The organism is Metabacillus niabensis (assembly GCF_020524345.1).
GTDB lineage: Bacteria > Bacillota > Bacilli > Bacillales > Bacillaceae > Metabacillus > Metabacillus niabensis_B.
The window spans coordinates 194,818-209,364 of sequence record NZ_JAIVLH010000005.1; the positions used below are offsets into that span (position 1 = coordinate 194,818).

At 37.6% G+C, this 14,547-nt stretch carries 14 protein-coding genes and 1 pseudogene; 13 read left to right on the plus strand and 2 right to left on the minus strand.

Going from position 1 to position 14,547, the window contains the following annotated elements; all coding sequences use genetic code 11:
• Positions 1–30: 30 nt before the first annotated feature.
• From LC095_RS08580 to dgoD, 4 genes are all read left to right on the plus strand, one after another.
• Positions 31–2,193, plus strand: a complete 2,163-nt coding sequence (locus tag LC095_RS08580; protein ID WP_226527766.1) for a glycoside hydrolase family 52 protein — start codon at positions 31–33, stop codon at positions 2,191–2,193.
• A 177-nt stretch (positions 2,194–2,370) separates the two neighbouring features.
• Entirely contained in the window at positions 2,371–3,375 is a 1,005-nt protein-coding gene (locus LC095_RS08585; RefSeq protein WP_264195966.1) for a Gfo/Idh/MocA family protein, read from the plus strand.
• A 56-nt stretch (positions 3,376–3,431) separates the two neighbouring features.
• The gene (locus LC095_RS08590; protein ID WP_226527767.1) at positions 3,432–4,067 is read left to right on the plus strand and encodes a bifunctional 4-hydroxy-2-oxoglutarate aldolase/2-dehydro-3-deoxy-phosphogluconate aldolase; all 636 of its coding nucleotides are present in this window, start codon (positions 3,432–3,434) and stop codon (positions 4,065–4,067) included.
• Complete coding sequence (dgoD, locus tag LC095_RS08595; RefSeq protein WP_226527768.1) at positions 4,064–5,212, plus strand: galactonate dehydratase; 1,149 nt, start codon at positions 4,064–4,066, stop codon at positions 5,210–5,212. Before LC095_RS08590 ends, dgoD begins: the two co-directional genes overlap by 4 nt.
• A gap of 45 nt (positions 5,213–5,257) precedes the next feature.
• Here dgoD and LC095_RS08600 read toward each other — a convergent pair whose 3' ends face one another.
• Positions 5,258–6,304 (minus strand): lactonase family protein, encoded by a 1,047-nt coding sequence (locus LC095_RS08600; RefSeq protein ID WP_226527769.1) that lies wholly within the window; start codon positions 6,302–6,304, stop codon positions 5,258–5,260.
• A gap of 136 nt (positions 6,305–6,440) precedes the next feature.
• Between LC095_RS08600 and LC095_RS08605 the strand changes: the two genes are divergently transcribed.
• Positions 6,441–8,156 carry an ABC transporter ATP-binding protein gene (locus LC095_RS08605; RefSeq protein WP_226527770.1) on the plus strand — a complete coding sequence of 572 codons (1,716 nt, stop codon included), beginning with the start codon at positions 6,441–6,443 and terminating at the stop codon, positions 8,154–8,156.
• A 222-nt stretch (positions 8,157–8,378) separates the two neighbouring features.
• Positions 8,379–8,987, plus strand: coding sequence for an acetate uptake transporter (locus tag LC095_RS08610; protein WP_226527771.1), 609 nt, complete (start codon positions 8,379–8,381; stop codon positions 8,985–8,987).
• Between the two features lie 162 nt (positions 8,988–9,149).
• Here LC095_RS08610 and LC095_RS08615 read toward each other — a convergent pair.
• Positions 9,150–9,284, minus strand: a pseudogene (locus LC095_RS08615) (transporter); the annotation flags it as partial.
• A gap of 170 nt (positions 9,285–9,454) precedes the next feature.
• Between LC095_RS08615 and rocF the strand changes: the two are divergent.
• The 7 genes from rocF to essB all read left to right on the plus strand — a co-directional run bounded on the left by rocF (position 9,455) and on the right by essB (position 14,530).
• Positions 9,455–10,360 (plus strand): arginase, encoded by a 906-nt coding sequence (gene rocF / locus LC095_RS08620; RefSeq protein WP_226527772.1) that lies wholly within the window; start codon positions 9,455–9,457, stop codon positions 10,358–10,360.
• A gap of 17 nt (positions 10,361–10,377) precedes the next feature.
• Complete coding sequence (locus LC095_RS08625) at positions 10,378–11,571, plus strand: ornithine--oxo-acid transaminase (protein WP_319005784.1); 1,194 nt, start codon at positions 10,378–10,380, stop codon at positions 11,569–11,571.
• 225 nt (positions 11,572–11,796) lie between these two features.
• On the plus strand, positions 11,797–12,000 hold the full coding sequence (locus LC095_RS08630; RefSeq protein ID WP_413467473.1) for a hypothetical protein: 204 nt from the start codon (positions 11,797–11,799) through the stop codon (positions 11,998–12,000).
• A 100-nt stretch (positions 12,001–12,100) separates the two neighbouring features.
• Positions 12,101–12,334, plus strand: coding sequence for a hypothetical protein (locus LC095_RS08635; protein WP_226527775.1), 234 nt, complete (start codon positions 12,101–12,103; stop codon positions 12,332–12,334).
• A gap of 44 nt (positions 12,335–12,378) precedes the next feature.
• Positions 12,379–12,672 carry a WXG100 family type VII secretion target gene (locus LC095_RS08640; RefSeq protein ID WP_026562742.1) on the plus strand — a complete coding sequence of 98 codons (294 nt, stop codon included), beginning with the start codon at positions 12,379–12,381 and terminating at the stop codon, positions 12,670–12,672.
• Positions 12,673–12,960: 288 nt separating this feature from the next.
• On the plus strand, positions 12,961–13,200 hold the full coding sequence (locus tag LC095_RS08645; protein ID WP_226527777.1) for an EsaB/YukD family protein: 240 nt from the start codon (positions 12,961–12,963) through the stop codon (positions 13,198–13,200).
• A gap of 13 nt (positions 13,201–13,213) precedes the next feature.
• Positions 13,214–14,530: a type VII secretion protein EssB gene (gene essB, locus LC095_RS08650; protein WP_226527778.1), complete on the plus strand. Its 1,317-nt coding sequence runs from the start codon at positions 13,214–13,216 to the stop codon at positions 14,528–14,530.
• Positions 14,531–14,547: the final 17 nt, after the last annotated feature.

The window sequence follows — 14,547 nt, forward strand, 5'->3', positions numbered from 1 at the left end:
ATCTTTATTAACTAAGAAAGCAGGGGTTTTATGCCAAAAAATCAGTTTTTTAATGCTCATCATTCACCTATTGGTTCTTTTTCCAGCTTTACATTAGGTTTTCCAGGCAGTGGGGGTGGACTTGACCTTGAATTGGGACGTTCTCCAAGAAAAAGTGTATTTATCGGCGTCGAGTCAAAAGAAAAAGAGGGATTGTATGACGCACTGCCATTTTTCGACGTTGGAGACGATGAAAGTAAGCGTTATGATATAGAAAACCCGGATCCGGATCAAAATAAACCTAAAATCATATTCCCTTTTCCTAAAAATGAAGTAACTCGTGATTTTAAGCTTGGAACAGATACTTGGAAAGCGGGAGATATTACATTTACGGTGTATTCTCAGACAGGATCTGTACCAGATCCACAAACAGCTACAGATGAAGAGATGAAATTAACAATTGTACCTGCCGTTATTGCTGAGCTAACAATCGATAATACTAAAGGAACAAAAACAAGACGTGCCTTTTTTGGTTATGAAGGAAATGATCCATATAGTTCAATGCGACGATTGGATGATACATGTGAAGGAATTTCAGGCGTAGGTCAAGGTCGAATAACTAGCATTGTGTCTGCAAGTCCTGATGTAAGGTCAGCCATGCATTTCAGTATGGAAAATATTTTAACAACACCTTTTGAGGAAAACTGGACATTTGGATTAGGTCCAATTGCGGCAATGATTATGGATGTACCAGCAGGGACTAGCCGTACATATCAATTCGCTATTTGTTTTCACCGTTCTGGATATGTGACAGCAGGTCTCGATGCTTCATATTATTATACAAAATACTTTCCAAACATTGAGTCCGTCGCAGCATATGCCTTAGAAAATGCAGCTGCTATTATTGAACGTGCTGAGAAAGCAAACAATTTAGTTGATCATGCCACACATTTATCAGAAGATCAGAAGTTTATGATGGCTCATTCCATTCGTAGTTATTATGGATGTACACAATTTCTTGAAACGGAGGGTCGGCCTTTTTGGATCGTGAATGAAGGTGAATACCGCATGATGAATACCTTTGATTTAACAGTCGACCAACTGTTTTTTGAAATAAAAATGAACCCATGGACAGTAAAAAACGAGCTGGATATGTTTGTGAAGAGATTTAGTTATGAAGACAATGTTCGTTTTCCAAATGATGAAATAGAGTATCCGGGCGGCATAAGTTTTACACATGACATGGGTGTAGCTAATACAATCTCTCGTCCTCATTTTTCATCATATGAATTATATGGATTAGATGGATGCTTCTCACACATGACACATGAACAACTTGTGAATTGGATCTTATGTGCAGCAGTGTATGTGGAACAAGCAAAAGATACAAAATGGCTAGAGGAAAATATGGAGATTCTCTCTAAGTGTTTTGAAAGTTTACTAAATCGTGACCACCCGGATCCAGAAGAACGTAACGGAATGATGGGCCTTGATTCTACACGTGTGATGGGTGGAGCTGAAATTACAACATACGACAGTTTAGACGTATCACTAGGTCAGGCGAGAAATAACATTTATATGGCTGGGAAATGCTGGGCATCATATGTTGCGTTAGAAAAAATCTTTGCTGAAAATGGAAAAGCTGACCTTGCAAGACAATCAGGTGAGCAAGCAGAGAAATGTGCAGCAACTCTCGTTGGTTATGTAACAGAAGAAGGGTATATCCCGGCTGTTGTGGGTGAAAACAATGATTCTAAAATAATTCCAGCTATCGAAGGGTTAATCTTCCCTTATTTTACTGACTGTGAAGATGCACTTGATCCAAATGGGCGCTTTGGTCATTATATTCGAGCTCTTGAAAAACATTTAAAAACTGTTTTAGTGGAAGGTGTATGTTTATTTGAAGACGGTGGGTGGAAAATCTCATCAACTAGTAATAACTCTTGGTTAAGTAAAATCTATCTAAGTCAATTTATTACTCGGAAACTATTAGGCTGGGAATGGGATGAAGCAGGAGCGAAGGCTGATGCTGCCCATGTTGAATGGTTAACACATCCCTCCTTATCTGTTTGGAGCTGGAGTGATCAAATTATATCAGGTCAAATATCCGGGAGTAAGTATTATCCTAGGGGAGTAACAAGTATATTATGGCTTGATGAACGAGAAAAAAACCTTAAGTTAGGTAAAAAAGAAGCGGTATATAGTGGTTCTTAATTGAATGAATAAACGATAAAAAAGCTGACCGGGATATGGTCAGCTTTTTGTGTTGGGAACTTGTAGGTTGAATATTTAAACTTTTTAAAAATTAATCTAGTCATAATAATGTAAGGGTTTTCGAAATGAGGTAAACTGATAGAATAAATGATTTAAAAAATCGAGGGGATGATGATCATGCTTAACGTAGGGATAATTGGTACAGGCTGGTTTAGCGGAGTTCATGCAAAGATATTGAATAAAATGGATGGAGTACAAATTAAGGCAATTTGTGGGACAAGTCAGGAAAAAGCAGATAAATTTGCTAAAGATTTCAATGATGTAAAGGGATATAGCTCTGTTGTTAATATGCTTGATAGCGAAAAACTTGATGCCGTATATATTTGTGTTCCGCCATTTGCTCATGGAGATATTGAATTAGAATTACTAAATAGAAAGATTCCATTTTTAGTAGAGAAACCACTAGGAGTTGACCTGGATATACCTGCAGACATCCTGTCCAAGCTTCAAGATCAAACTCTTACTACATCTGTAGGGTATCACTTCAGGTACCGTGATTCGATTGCTTTACTTAAAAAAGAGCTGAATAGCAGTACACTTGGAATGGTGACAGGCGGTTGGATGGGGTCTATGCCTTTAGTACCTTGGTGGCGAAACCAAAGTACGTCAGGAGGTCAATTTATTGAACAGACAACTCATTTAGTCGATTTATTACGCTATACTGTTGGCGAAGTTGATGAAGTTTATTCTTCATTCGGAAAAAGGTCGCTTTCTGAGCAATATGAGAATGTCTCTGTACACGATGTTGGTACTGTAACACTAAAGTTTCAAAATGGAGTAATTGCCAACCTTTCTAATACATGTATTTTACCAGAAGGAGATTCAAGTGTCGGGTTAGACTATTACACAAATGAAGGGCTGTTTCATGTCGGCTTTGATGGGGTGAATTCTTCAAAAAAAGGAACAACGTCTTCTTTTAAAGATGAAGCGAATCCTTATGAAAAAGAAAACAATGCTTTTATACACGCAGTCAAAACAGGTGATCGTTCAATGATTCTTTCGAACTATCATGATGCATATAAAACACATGCAGTAACTGTAGCGGCTTTGCATTCAGCTGAAAAGGAGAAGCCAATTCGATTAAGTGAGTATGTAAGCAAGGGAAAAATAGTCAGAACTTGAAATAGTACCTCATAAATTGGAGTTATTAAAGTAATTTTAAAATGAGGTGAATCGGAATGAATACGTTAAATAGAATACTGGAAAATAAGATAATTGCCATCATTCGTGGAGCAGACCCAAACGATGTGATGAAAATAACTGAAGCACTTCTGGATGGTGGAGTGACGACAATTGAAGTGACAATGAATTCTCCTAAAGCATTGTCCGTTATTAAAAAAATAACAGAAGAATTTGGTGATCGAGTATTAGTTGGTGCTGGAACAGTATTGGATGCTGAAACTGCCAGACATGCAATATTGGCTGGAGCTAAATTCATCCTTTCGCCTACAGTTAATAGCGATACGATTACTTTAACGAAAAGGTATGGAGCTGTCAGTATACCAGGAGCCTTTACTCCGACAGAAGTTCTTTCAGCCTATGAAAATGGTGGAGATATTATTAAAGTTTTCCCGGGGATTCTCGGCCCAAGTTACATAAAGGATATATTAGGTCCGCTTCCTCAAATTCCTCTCTTACCTACTGGAGGGGTTAATCTCGAAAATATTCATGCGTTTTTAAATGCAGGTGCAGTAGGCTGTGGAATAGGAAGTGCCCTTGTTAATTCGAAACAGCGAGTAGATGAGAAGTATATGGAACAGCTTGCAACAAAAGCAAGGCAGTTTGTTTCAAAAGTAAAGGAGAGATCTGAATGAAAATTACCGGGTATGAGTTGTTCCAAGTTCCGCCACGTTGGTTATTTCTTAAGATCATGACCGATGAAGGGATTATTGGGTGGGGAGAGCCAGTTATTGAGGGGAAAGCGGCCACAGTTGCCGCTGCTGTAAAAGAACTAATGGAAGGATTAATTGGCAAAGATCCACATCGAATTGAAGATCATTGGAATATGATGTACCGGTCAGGATTTTATCGCGGCGGTCCGATATTAATGAGTGCAATTGCTGGAATTGATCAAGCTTTATGGGATATAAAAGGAAAATACTTCGAAGCACCTGTTTATGAACTTTTAGGTGGTGCTTGCAGAGATTTAATTAGAGTCTACTCATGGATTGGTGGTGATCGGCCGGCTGATGTTGGTATTGCAGCTCGAGAAGCCGTTGAGTCTGGATTTACAGCCGTTAAAATGAATGGAACAGAAGAGCTGCAAATCATTGATTCCTATGAAAAAGTTGATCAAGCTTTAGAACGAATTGCAGCAGTCCGCGAAGCTGTTGGTCCTTATATCGGGATAGGGATTGATTTTCATGGACGTGTTCACAAGCCAATGGCAAAAATACTTGCTAAAGAATTAGAAGTATTTAGGCCAATGTTTATTGAAGAACCTGTTTTATCTGAAAATAATGAAGCTTTAAGAGAGATTGCCCAGGCTACAAGTATTCCGATTGCAACAGGGGAAAGAATGTATTCAAGATGGGATTATAAACAGTTATTTAACGATGGATATGTTGATATTATCCAACCCGATTTGTCACATGCGGGCGGAATTACTGAATGTAAGAAAATTATATCAATGGCGGAAGCATATGATGTTGCCGCAGCTCCTCATTGTCCATTGGGTCCCATTGCATTAGCTGCTTGTTTACAGGTAGATGCTACTTGCCATAACGCATTTATCCAAGAGCAAAGTCTAGGTATTCACTATAATGAAGGAAGTGACCTATTAGATTATATAGTTGAGAAAAATGTATTTGAATATAAGGATGGGTATGTAAAAATACCAAATGGTCACGGATTGGGAATTGAATTGGATGAAGAACATGTTCGAAAGTTGAGTAGTGTAGGTCATAATTGGAAAAATCCGGTCTGGCGCCATAAGGATGGAAGTATCGCGGAGTGGTAATGAGAAAAAAGGATGAGCATGATTGCTTTGCTCATCCTTTTGAAGTTAACTATTTAAAAATTTCACACAAACAGGGTCAGGAACCGATACACTGGAATCTAATAAAGATAATTTTCCTGTTTCTGTATCACGTGCGTATAGGACAAGGTTACTGCTTTCTTGATTTGATGCGACAACAAATTTTTCTGTAGGATCCAGGACAAAATCACGTGGCCAATTGCCTTCTGTTGAAGTATATTCAATGAATGTAAGTTCACCACTATCTGGATTTACACTGTAAAGTGCAATGCTGTCATGGCCGCGATTACCTGCATAAACAAAGCGGCCGTCAGAAGAAATATGGATCGCACTACCTTGACTGTTTTCGGTAAAATCCTCAGGAATAGCAGGGATATATTGAAGTTCTGTGAATACTCCTGATTCGGGATTATAGCTTAAAGCGATCACTTCATTGCTCAGCTCTGTCATTACATAAGCAAATTTGCCATTTGGATGAAAGGCAATATGTCTTGGACCGCTTCCGGCCTTCACCAGCAATGTGTGAACTTCTTCTAATTTACCGTTTTCAATTTTATAAGTCATAATTTTATCAATACCCAAGTCAACAGCCACAACGAATTTCCCATCAGGTGTGAAGCCGGAATAGTGAGTATGAGGCTTTTCCTGTCTTTCGTGCGGGCCTTGACCTGTATGCTCAACTACTGTAACAGCTGAAGATACTTTTCCACTTTCATTTACTAAAAATGATTCCACTGTCCCTTTATGATAGTTAGCTGTCACAAGCTGCTTGTTTTGATCATCTACACTCACATGACATGGAGAAGCACCATCAAGTAATGTGCGATTGATTTCAAGAAGCTCACCTGTTTCCTTGTTGATCGAGTAGGAAGCAACCCCACCTTGATTTCCTTCTTTTACAACAGCATAAAGATTTTTATTATCGCTGCTAATATTTACGTATGTAGGGTTGTCCAACTCTGCTGCTGGCTTTACATCGCCGAGTTTTGCAGCATCAGTATCAAGTGTGAAGCTATAAACTCCTTTACTTTCACCTTTTGTGTATGTACCGATATAACCGATTAATTTTGGCAAGAGTCATTCTCCTTTCAATTTGTAATACCTATCATTATATCGTTAGTTAATTGGAAACAACAACATTTTCATATAGCTATTTGACTAAATATGCTACTATAATAGTATTTATATGGAATAGAAAAGGAGAAGGAAGATGCTAAAGCGGTTTTTTTCGTACTATATCCCTCATAAAAAGCTATTTATTTTTGACTTTAGCAGTGCGATCATAGTAGCTCTATTAGAGTTAGCCTTTCCACTTGCGGTTCAATGGTTTATAGATTCTTTATTACCGACTGAAAATTGGTCAGCAATCGTATCTGTAAGTATCACATTATTAGTTTTATATATTCTAAGTACATTCCTGCAGTATATCGTCAATTATTGGGGACATATGCTTGGAATTAATATTGAAACAGATATGAGAAAGCAGCTGTTTCAGCATGTACAAAAACAGTCATTTAAGTTTTTTGACAACACAAAGACAGGAAATATTATGAGTCGGATTACAAATGATTTAATGGATATTGGTGAGCTTGCCCATCACGGTCCTGAGGACTTATTTATTTCCATCATGACATTTGTTGGTGCTTTTTGGATTATGTTCACAGTAAACGTTAAGCTTGCATTAGTAGCACTTATAATATTACCGTTTTTAGGCTGGATCATTGTCGTCAGTAACTTAAAGATGAACAAAGCTTGGAAAAAAATGTACGGAGAAATTGCTGATGTAAACGCCCGTGTGGAAGACAGTGTTTCAGGTGTCAGGGTTGTTCAATCTTTTACAAATGAAACCTTTGAAAACAAACGCTTTTCAGTGAATAACTTAAAATTCCGTCAAGCTAAGTTAGGTGGATATAAAGTCATGTCCTTTAGCTTATCAGGAATTTATATGATGACTCGATTTGTCACATTGGCAGTTTTAGTTGTCGGAGCATGGTTAACCTATACAGGGCAGCTTACTTACGGTGAGTTAGTCGGGTTTGTCTTATATATCAATGTCCTTTTTAAACCGATTGATAAGATTAGTGCTCTAATGGAACTTTATCCGAAGGGAATGGCTGGTTTTAAAAGGTTTACCGAGTTGCTTGATATGGATCCGGATGTCCAGGATGTTAAGGATGCTGTAGAAGTTCAAACACTGCGTGGAGATATTGCATTCAAAGATGTCACATTTGGCTATGATGAACATAAGCGGGTGTTGGATGGAATTGATTTGAAGATTTCAGCGGGAGAAACGATTGCATTTGTTGGACCATCTGGTGCAGGTAAGACAACCATTTGTACTCTTATTCCACGTTTTTATGATGTTGATAACGGTTCAATCAAAATAGATGGTATTGATGTACGTAATATGACCAAACAATCACTTCGTTCACAAATCGGAATTGTACAACAAGATGTGTTCCTCTTTACAGGCACATTAAGAGAAAATATTGCGTACGGAAAACTTGGAGCAACACAAGAAGAAATTGAAGAAGCAGCGAAGAGGGCTCATTTAGAAAGTTTTATTGAATCACTTCCATTTGGTTATGAGACACAAATTGGTGAACGTGGTTTAAAGTTATCTGGAGGGCAAAAGCAACGTATTGCTATAGCAAGAATGTTCTTGAAAAATCCGCCGATCTTAATATTAGATGAAGCGACTTCGGCGTTAGATACAGAAACAGAACTAATTATCCAGCAAGCTTTAACAGAGTTATCACTAAACAGGACTACTTTGGTGATTGCACATCGTCTTGCAACTATTCGAAACGCGGACCGCATCGTTGTTGTGACGGAGGATGGCATTGCTGAACAGGGTAAGCACGATGAATTAATTGAACAAGGTGGAATTTTTGCCAATCTTCATCGAGTACAATTTCAGAGGTAATATAACAAGGTGGAACAGAAATGTTCCGCTTTTTTGAATTTGCAAAAATATTTTCCAAACCGGCAAAAAAGTAAATTAAGTGTGGTTGCGATTACAACATATATGTACCAAGAAACCACGGGTAGACCTCGTATTTTTCAAATAATCCGACTTCTAAAAATTAATTGACACCGATTCCTCTGTTCTGTATTGTATTTGAGTATGTCTTTTTAGGAGGTATTTATGAAAAATCATCAAGTGAAAATTACAACAGCAGATCCATCCGCACTAGGACTATTTGGTTTAGCGATGGTGACTCTTGTTGCATCATCACAAAAACTAGGTTTAACAGAAGGTTTATCGTTTATTTTACCGTGGGCATTCTTTTTAGGCGGACTAGCCCAATTGTTTGCCTGTGTACAAGATGCAAAGCACAATAATATCTTTGGAACAACTGCATTCGGCGCATTCGGGTTATTCTGGTTTGGTGTTGGTATGTCCTGGCTGATCCAATTAGGTGCTTTTGGCGAGAATTTAGCAGCAAATGCTGATCCGAAGCAACTAGGTGTTGCGTTTATCGGCTATTTGATTTTTAGTGTATATATGACTATAGGTGCTATGGAGACTCATAAAGTATTATTCTTTATATTTGTTTTTATTGATTTCTTATTCATTGGGCTATCATTAAGCACATTTGGCATTATGCACGAAGCTACTCATATGCTGGCAGCTGTATCTGAGTTGATCATTGCATTGCTGTCCTTCTATGGATCTGCGGCTGTTGTTTTAAATACACATTTTGACCAAGTTGTTTTACCAGTTGGTAAACCATTTGGTATTTTTAAAAAATAATGTAGAAAAGAGGCTAACAGAGATGTTGCCTCTTTTTAATAGAAGAACACGCTCGAATTTTAGCGAATAATGTCTAATCGAAAATAAAAGGAGCAAAATCGAAAATATATCCTTGGAATCGAAAAAAAGATCTAATAATCGAAAATATATTCCCATAATTAGTTGAAAAGCTGTATACGAATAATAAAACGTGTTTCCGGTAAATAAATCTCCTTCACCATAAGAAATTAAAATAATCACAGCACCAAATGTTAATGCTGCGTTAGGAAGAGCGATTGGAGACTGTTTAAGGTAATATATTAGAATATTAATATTCTTAATGTTTCAATGGAAAACAATAAGTGTACGTTAGAAAAATATATATTGAAATATTATATATTGTATATTTGTGAATAAATATACAAAACAATGTCAAGTTGAGTCATCACTCACCTCTAAGATACAATAAAAAAAAGGGGGAGTGGGTTATGAAAAAGCATATAACAATCATAGGGGCTCCTATGGATTTAGGGCAATCCAGACGAGGGGTTGATATGGGACCAAGTGCAATTCGCTATGCTGGCGTTGTAGAACGATTAGAAATGCTAGATTATGAGATTCAAGATAAAGGGGATATTCAAATCGGAAGGCCCGGAAAAGATGAGGAAACTTCTGCCGGAAGTAATTTGAAATATTTACAGGCTGTTTCCAATGCTAGTCAAAAATTAGCAGAAGCTGTGGACGAAGTCGTAAAAAAGGGTTCGTTTCCACTCGTATTTGGTGGTGACCATAGCATTGCGATTGGGACACTTGCCGGAATTTCTAAACATTATCAAAATTTAGGTGTGATTTGGTATGATGCACACGGAGATTTAAATACAGGTGAAACATCACCTTCAGGAAATATACATGGCATGCCATTGGCAGTAAGTCTCGGAATTGGACACCCTGATTTAATAACAATTGCAGGTTATACGGAAAAAATAAAGCCGGAGAATATCGTCATTATTGGTGCGCGTTCATTGGATGAGGGAGAAAAAATACTTATCCGTGAAAAAGGAATTAGAGTATATACGATGCACGAAATTGATCGACTCGGGATGACAAAGGTAATGGAAGATGCAATCGCTTACTTGAAAAATAAAACAGATGGTGTTCATTTATCACTTGATTTGGATGGACTTGATCCGAGTGATGCGCCTGGTGTAGGTACTCCCGTTTTAGGGGGAATTAGTTACCGTGAAAGCCACTTAGCAATGGAAATTTTAGAAGAATCAAAAATGATTACATCAGCTGAATTTGTTGAGGTGAATCCGATTTTGGATGAAAAAAATAAAACAGCTGAAGTGGCAGTTGCGTTAATGGGTTCACTATTTGGGGAAAAGCTTCTATAAAGTAAGGAGGAATGATGATGAAAACTAGATCAGAGCAAGTCATTGAGCAAACAAAACAATATGGAGCAAATAACTATCATCCTTTACCTATTGTTATTTCAAAAGCAGAAGGAGTTTGGGTGGAAGACCCTGAGGGAAATCGGTATATGGATATGCTTAGTGCTTATTCGGCAGTAAATCAAGGTCATCGTCATCCAAAGATTATTCAAGCCTTAAAAGATCAAGCTGACCGAGTGACCTTAACATCTCGTGCATTTCATAATGATCTACTTGGACCATGGTATGAACGAATTACCGGCCTAGCGAAAAAAGAAATGGCATTACCGATGAATACTGGAGCTGAAGCAGTAGAAACAGCTGTGAAGGCAATTAGGCGATGGGGGTACCAGGTAAAAGGTATTTTAGAGAACAAAGCGGAAATCATTGCATGTGAAGGGAATTTTCATGGTCGAACAATGACAGCAGTCTCCCTATCATCTGATGAAGAATACCGAAAAGGGTTTGGTCCGATGTTGCCTGGTATTAAGACCATACCTTATGGAGATATACAGGCTTTAAAGGCAGCTATCACACCCAATACGGCGGGTTTTCTTTTCGAACCAATTCAAGGTGAGGCGGGAATTAATATACCACCATCAGGCTTTCTGAAAGAAGCTTCTGAATTATGTAAAGCAAATAATATTTTATTTGTCGCAGATGAAATTCAAGCAGGTTTAGGACGCTCAGGAAAATTATTTGCCTGTGATTGGGAAGGGGTCATACCTGATATGTACATTTTGGGTAAGGCGCTTGGTGGTGGTGTGTTTCCTATATCATGTGTGGTAGCGAACCGGGATGTTCTGGGAGTGTTTAACCCCGGGTCTCATGGGTCAACATTTGGAGGAAACCCATTAGCCTGTGCGGTATCACTTGCATCACTTGATGTTATGGAAGATGAAAAACTAGTCGAACGCTCTTTAGAATTGGGTATATATTTTTTGGAAAAATTAAAGGAAATAAAGAACCCGTTTATTAAGGAGGTAAGAGGTAGAGGACTGTTTATTGGTGTTGAACTAACGGAACCTGCTCGTGGCTATTGTGAGAAGCTTAAAGAAAAGGGACTGTTATGTAAAGAAACACACGACACGGTTATCCGCTTTGCTCCACCATTAGTCATAACAAAAGAAGAGCTTGATTGGGCAATCGAAAGAATAAAGCAAGTCTTAGCATAATTGATTCACTTTCCAGGGATGGTCTTCAATAGTAGGACTGTCCCTATTTTTTTATAATCTATTATTAAATCAGCAATCAATTGATTGACACATCTTAATTGGGGTACCATACTACAAATTAATCAGTTAAAGGAGCTAATAAAAATTGTCCAACTCTATGAGAAAGATTGATTTTATATGAAAATCATTCACCATTCCTATAAAAGAAGAGGTCAAATTGAGTTTATGTTCGAAGAATTTCCTCATTCTAAAGTAGTGTTTTCTCCTATAAAGAATTACTATTTTATTAGAACTGTACGGTGGAATCGGGAAGATCCTGTTGTTACACGAAGGGATTTAGAAAAAATGGAACTTGAAGTAAATGAGTTTTTAGGGAGCATTGAATGTTATAAACAACGTAAAGCCTATAAAAGCTTTGTGAATCATTAATAGATTGTAATGATTGATGTAGAAGGATAAAAGTTGTGTTTTACAGCGGAAGACCAGATGAAAGAGGATCTAGTCTTCTTTTTTTATTGTAAAAACCGCTATGCAGGAATACCTATTTTTAATATCAAATGATGAATCTAAATGCCTGGTTTTATCAGAAGGAAATTGTGAAAATATTACCGTAGACTTTGAAAATATTAGGATAAAAGTTTCCTTTTTATTTACATTTTGGTTTAAACCTGTATTTATCCGGGTAGATATGATATTGGTATATAGTAGAAATTTACAGGATATGTTTTTCTATCCAATTGATTTTTGGGTACTCACAATTTAAATAGATGAATACCGAAATATAAACTAGTTAAGGAGAGGAAGTAAATGTCTGGAATTATTCGTGTTACCCCTGCAGAGTTAGTGAGCATGGCCAACCGTTACTCTAGTGAAAGCAGCCAAGTAGGAGAGCAAGTTTCTCGTCTTGATACAATGATCCGTGAGCTTGAAGGTATGTGGGAAGGTGAATCAAGCAGAGCATTCAGTGAACAATATCAGTCTTTAAGACCATCATTCATCCAAATGCAACAACTGCTTGAGGACATCTCAACTCAGCTTAACAGCACATCTAAAGCACTTGAAGACGCTGATCAGCAAATTGCTAGTCAAATTAGAGGATAATGAAACAAAAGCGGAAGTGCCTTGTTTAGCCCCGACAAGCATAAGACGCAAGCGAATAGAAGACGTGCTCTTTGTCTTCAATTCGTTTGTGGCTTATGACCTCGAGGGGCTCTAGGCACTGGCAGTCTAAGAACGCGACGTCCTGTCGCAACAACTGCACTTGCACATCCTGTGCTTCGGAGCTGGATGTCAACGAGCACGTTATATAGCTCATAGACGAAATTTCCTAAGAAAAAAGCAGGGGCGCTCTTTAACGGACGCGCTCCTTCCTTATGAGGTGACACGTGAATGTACATAGAAATCACAATTGACCTAAAAAACTACCAACAAGAAAGCTTTGATATCAGATTATCTAATTATCATTCTGTCAAAAAATTAATCGATATTGTCTGGCAAGCAAAAAGTTTGACTGAGCCGCCAAGACAAGGTGCATGGGTAAGAGTAGTTAATAAACAAATGGTAATTCAAGGCGCAGAACGACTTCTTGATGCAGGAATACGAACAGGAGACAGAATTGAAATCTTATAAAGGAGAATTAGGCATGTCAACAGAAAACAATCATACCTCATATCTAACAAAGCAACTGGAAGCTATTATCACTCGTAAAGAGCGGAACATGACATTCACTTTTCAGAAGGAAAAAGTGAAATTAGATAATCCTGCAGAAATCTCCTTTCTAACTGAATTAAATCCTACGATTGCAAAGGACATAGTGATGAAGGACGATGAGCTCACCATCAAATACAAACTCCCTAATACCTATTCTTTTCTCCTTTCCCAATTGAAACGATTAGATGAGAAAGAGCGATTTGTTCTTGCCTATAAAATCGTGCAGTCAGTGATGAGTCACAACCTTTCGAGAATCCATCTTGTTGTGTGTCCTGAAAATATCGTTGTGGACCAAGGGCTACATACTTATTTTCTTCATTATGGAGTAAAAGAAAGTCTACCTCCTTATGAATATACTGAAGAAAAATTTCTTCAGGAGGTAAAGGCTACTGTTGCTTCTGCTGTGGATACAACGTATACATTCGATCAATACGTCCAGTTTTCTCAAACACTAAAGCTTTCATCATTAGTGAAAAAAATCATGGAAGCAAAGGAATACCAAGACTTACTTGACATAATCGATGATGAAATTCAAAGAGTTAACCATGAAAAATCACTTAAAATGACTGTTAATAAGAAAACATGGAAGCTAAATCGATATGTGTTAATTGGAATTACTTTATTGTTTATTCCGGCCTTTATGTACAGTTTGTATTCATTATTTTCATTGCAACCAAAGCAAGCTAGCTTTATTCAAGCACAGGAAATGTTTTTGAGAAATAACTTTAGTGAGGTTGTAACAGAACTTCAGCCGTATAGCATTGGAGAAATGCCAAAGGTGACTCAATACCAACTGTCCTTATCGTATATTGTGAATGAATCATTAACAGAAGATCAGAAAGAAACGGTTCGTAACACCATTACTTTACAAACTGATCCTCAATATTATGAATATTGGATTCGAATTGGCCGTGGTGAAGCTGAAGATGCACTTGATATTGCAAGATTTCTGGAGGATCGCGACCTTATCTTATTTGGATTATTAAAGCATAAAGAACAATTAAAGTCAGATGATAGTTTAGATCGAGAGGAAAGAGAGCAAGCATTAGCTGACATAGAAAACGAAATAAAGGAATATCAGCAAGAAGCAGAAGAGGCGGAACTTGCAGATGAAGAACAAGATCAGCCTGTATCGAATTCAGTTGAAGAAGAAACTCTAAGCTCTGAAACTGAACAGACTGAACAAAATACAAAGCAGCCAACACAGACAAAACAAGAAAGCACACAAGAGCAAACAAAAACGGAGTAATAGAATTGTCTAATGAA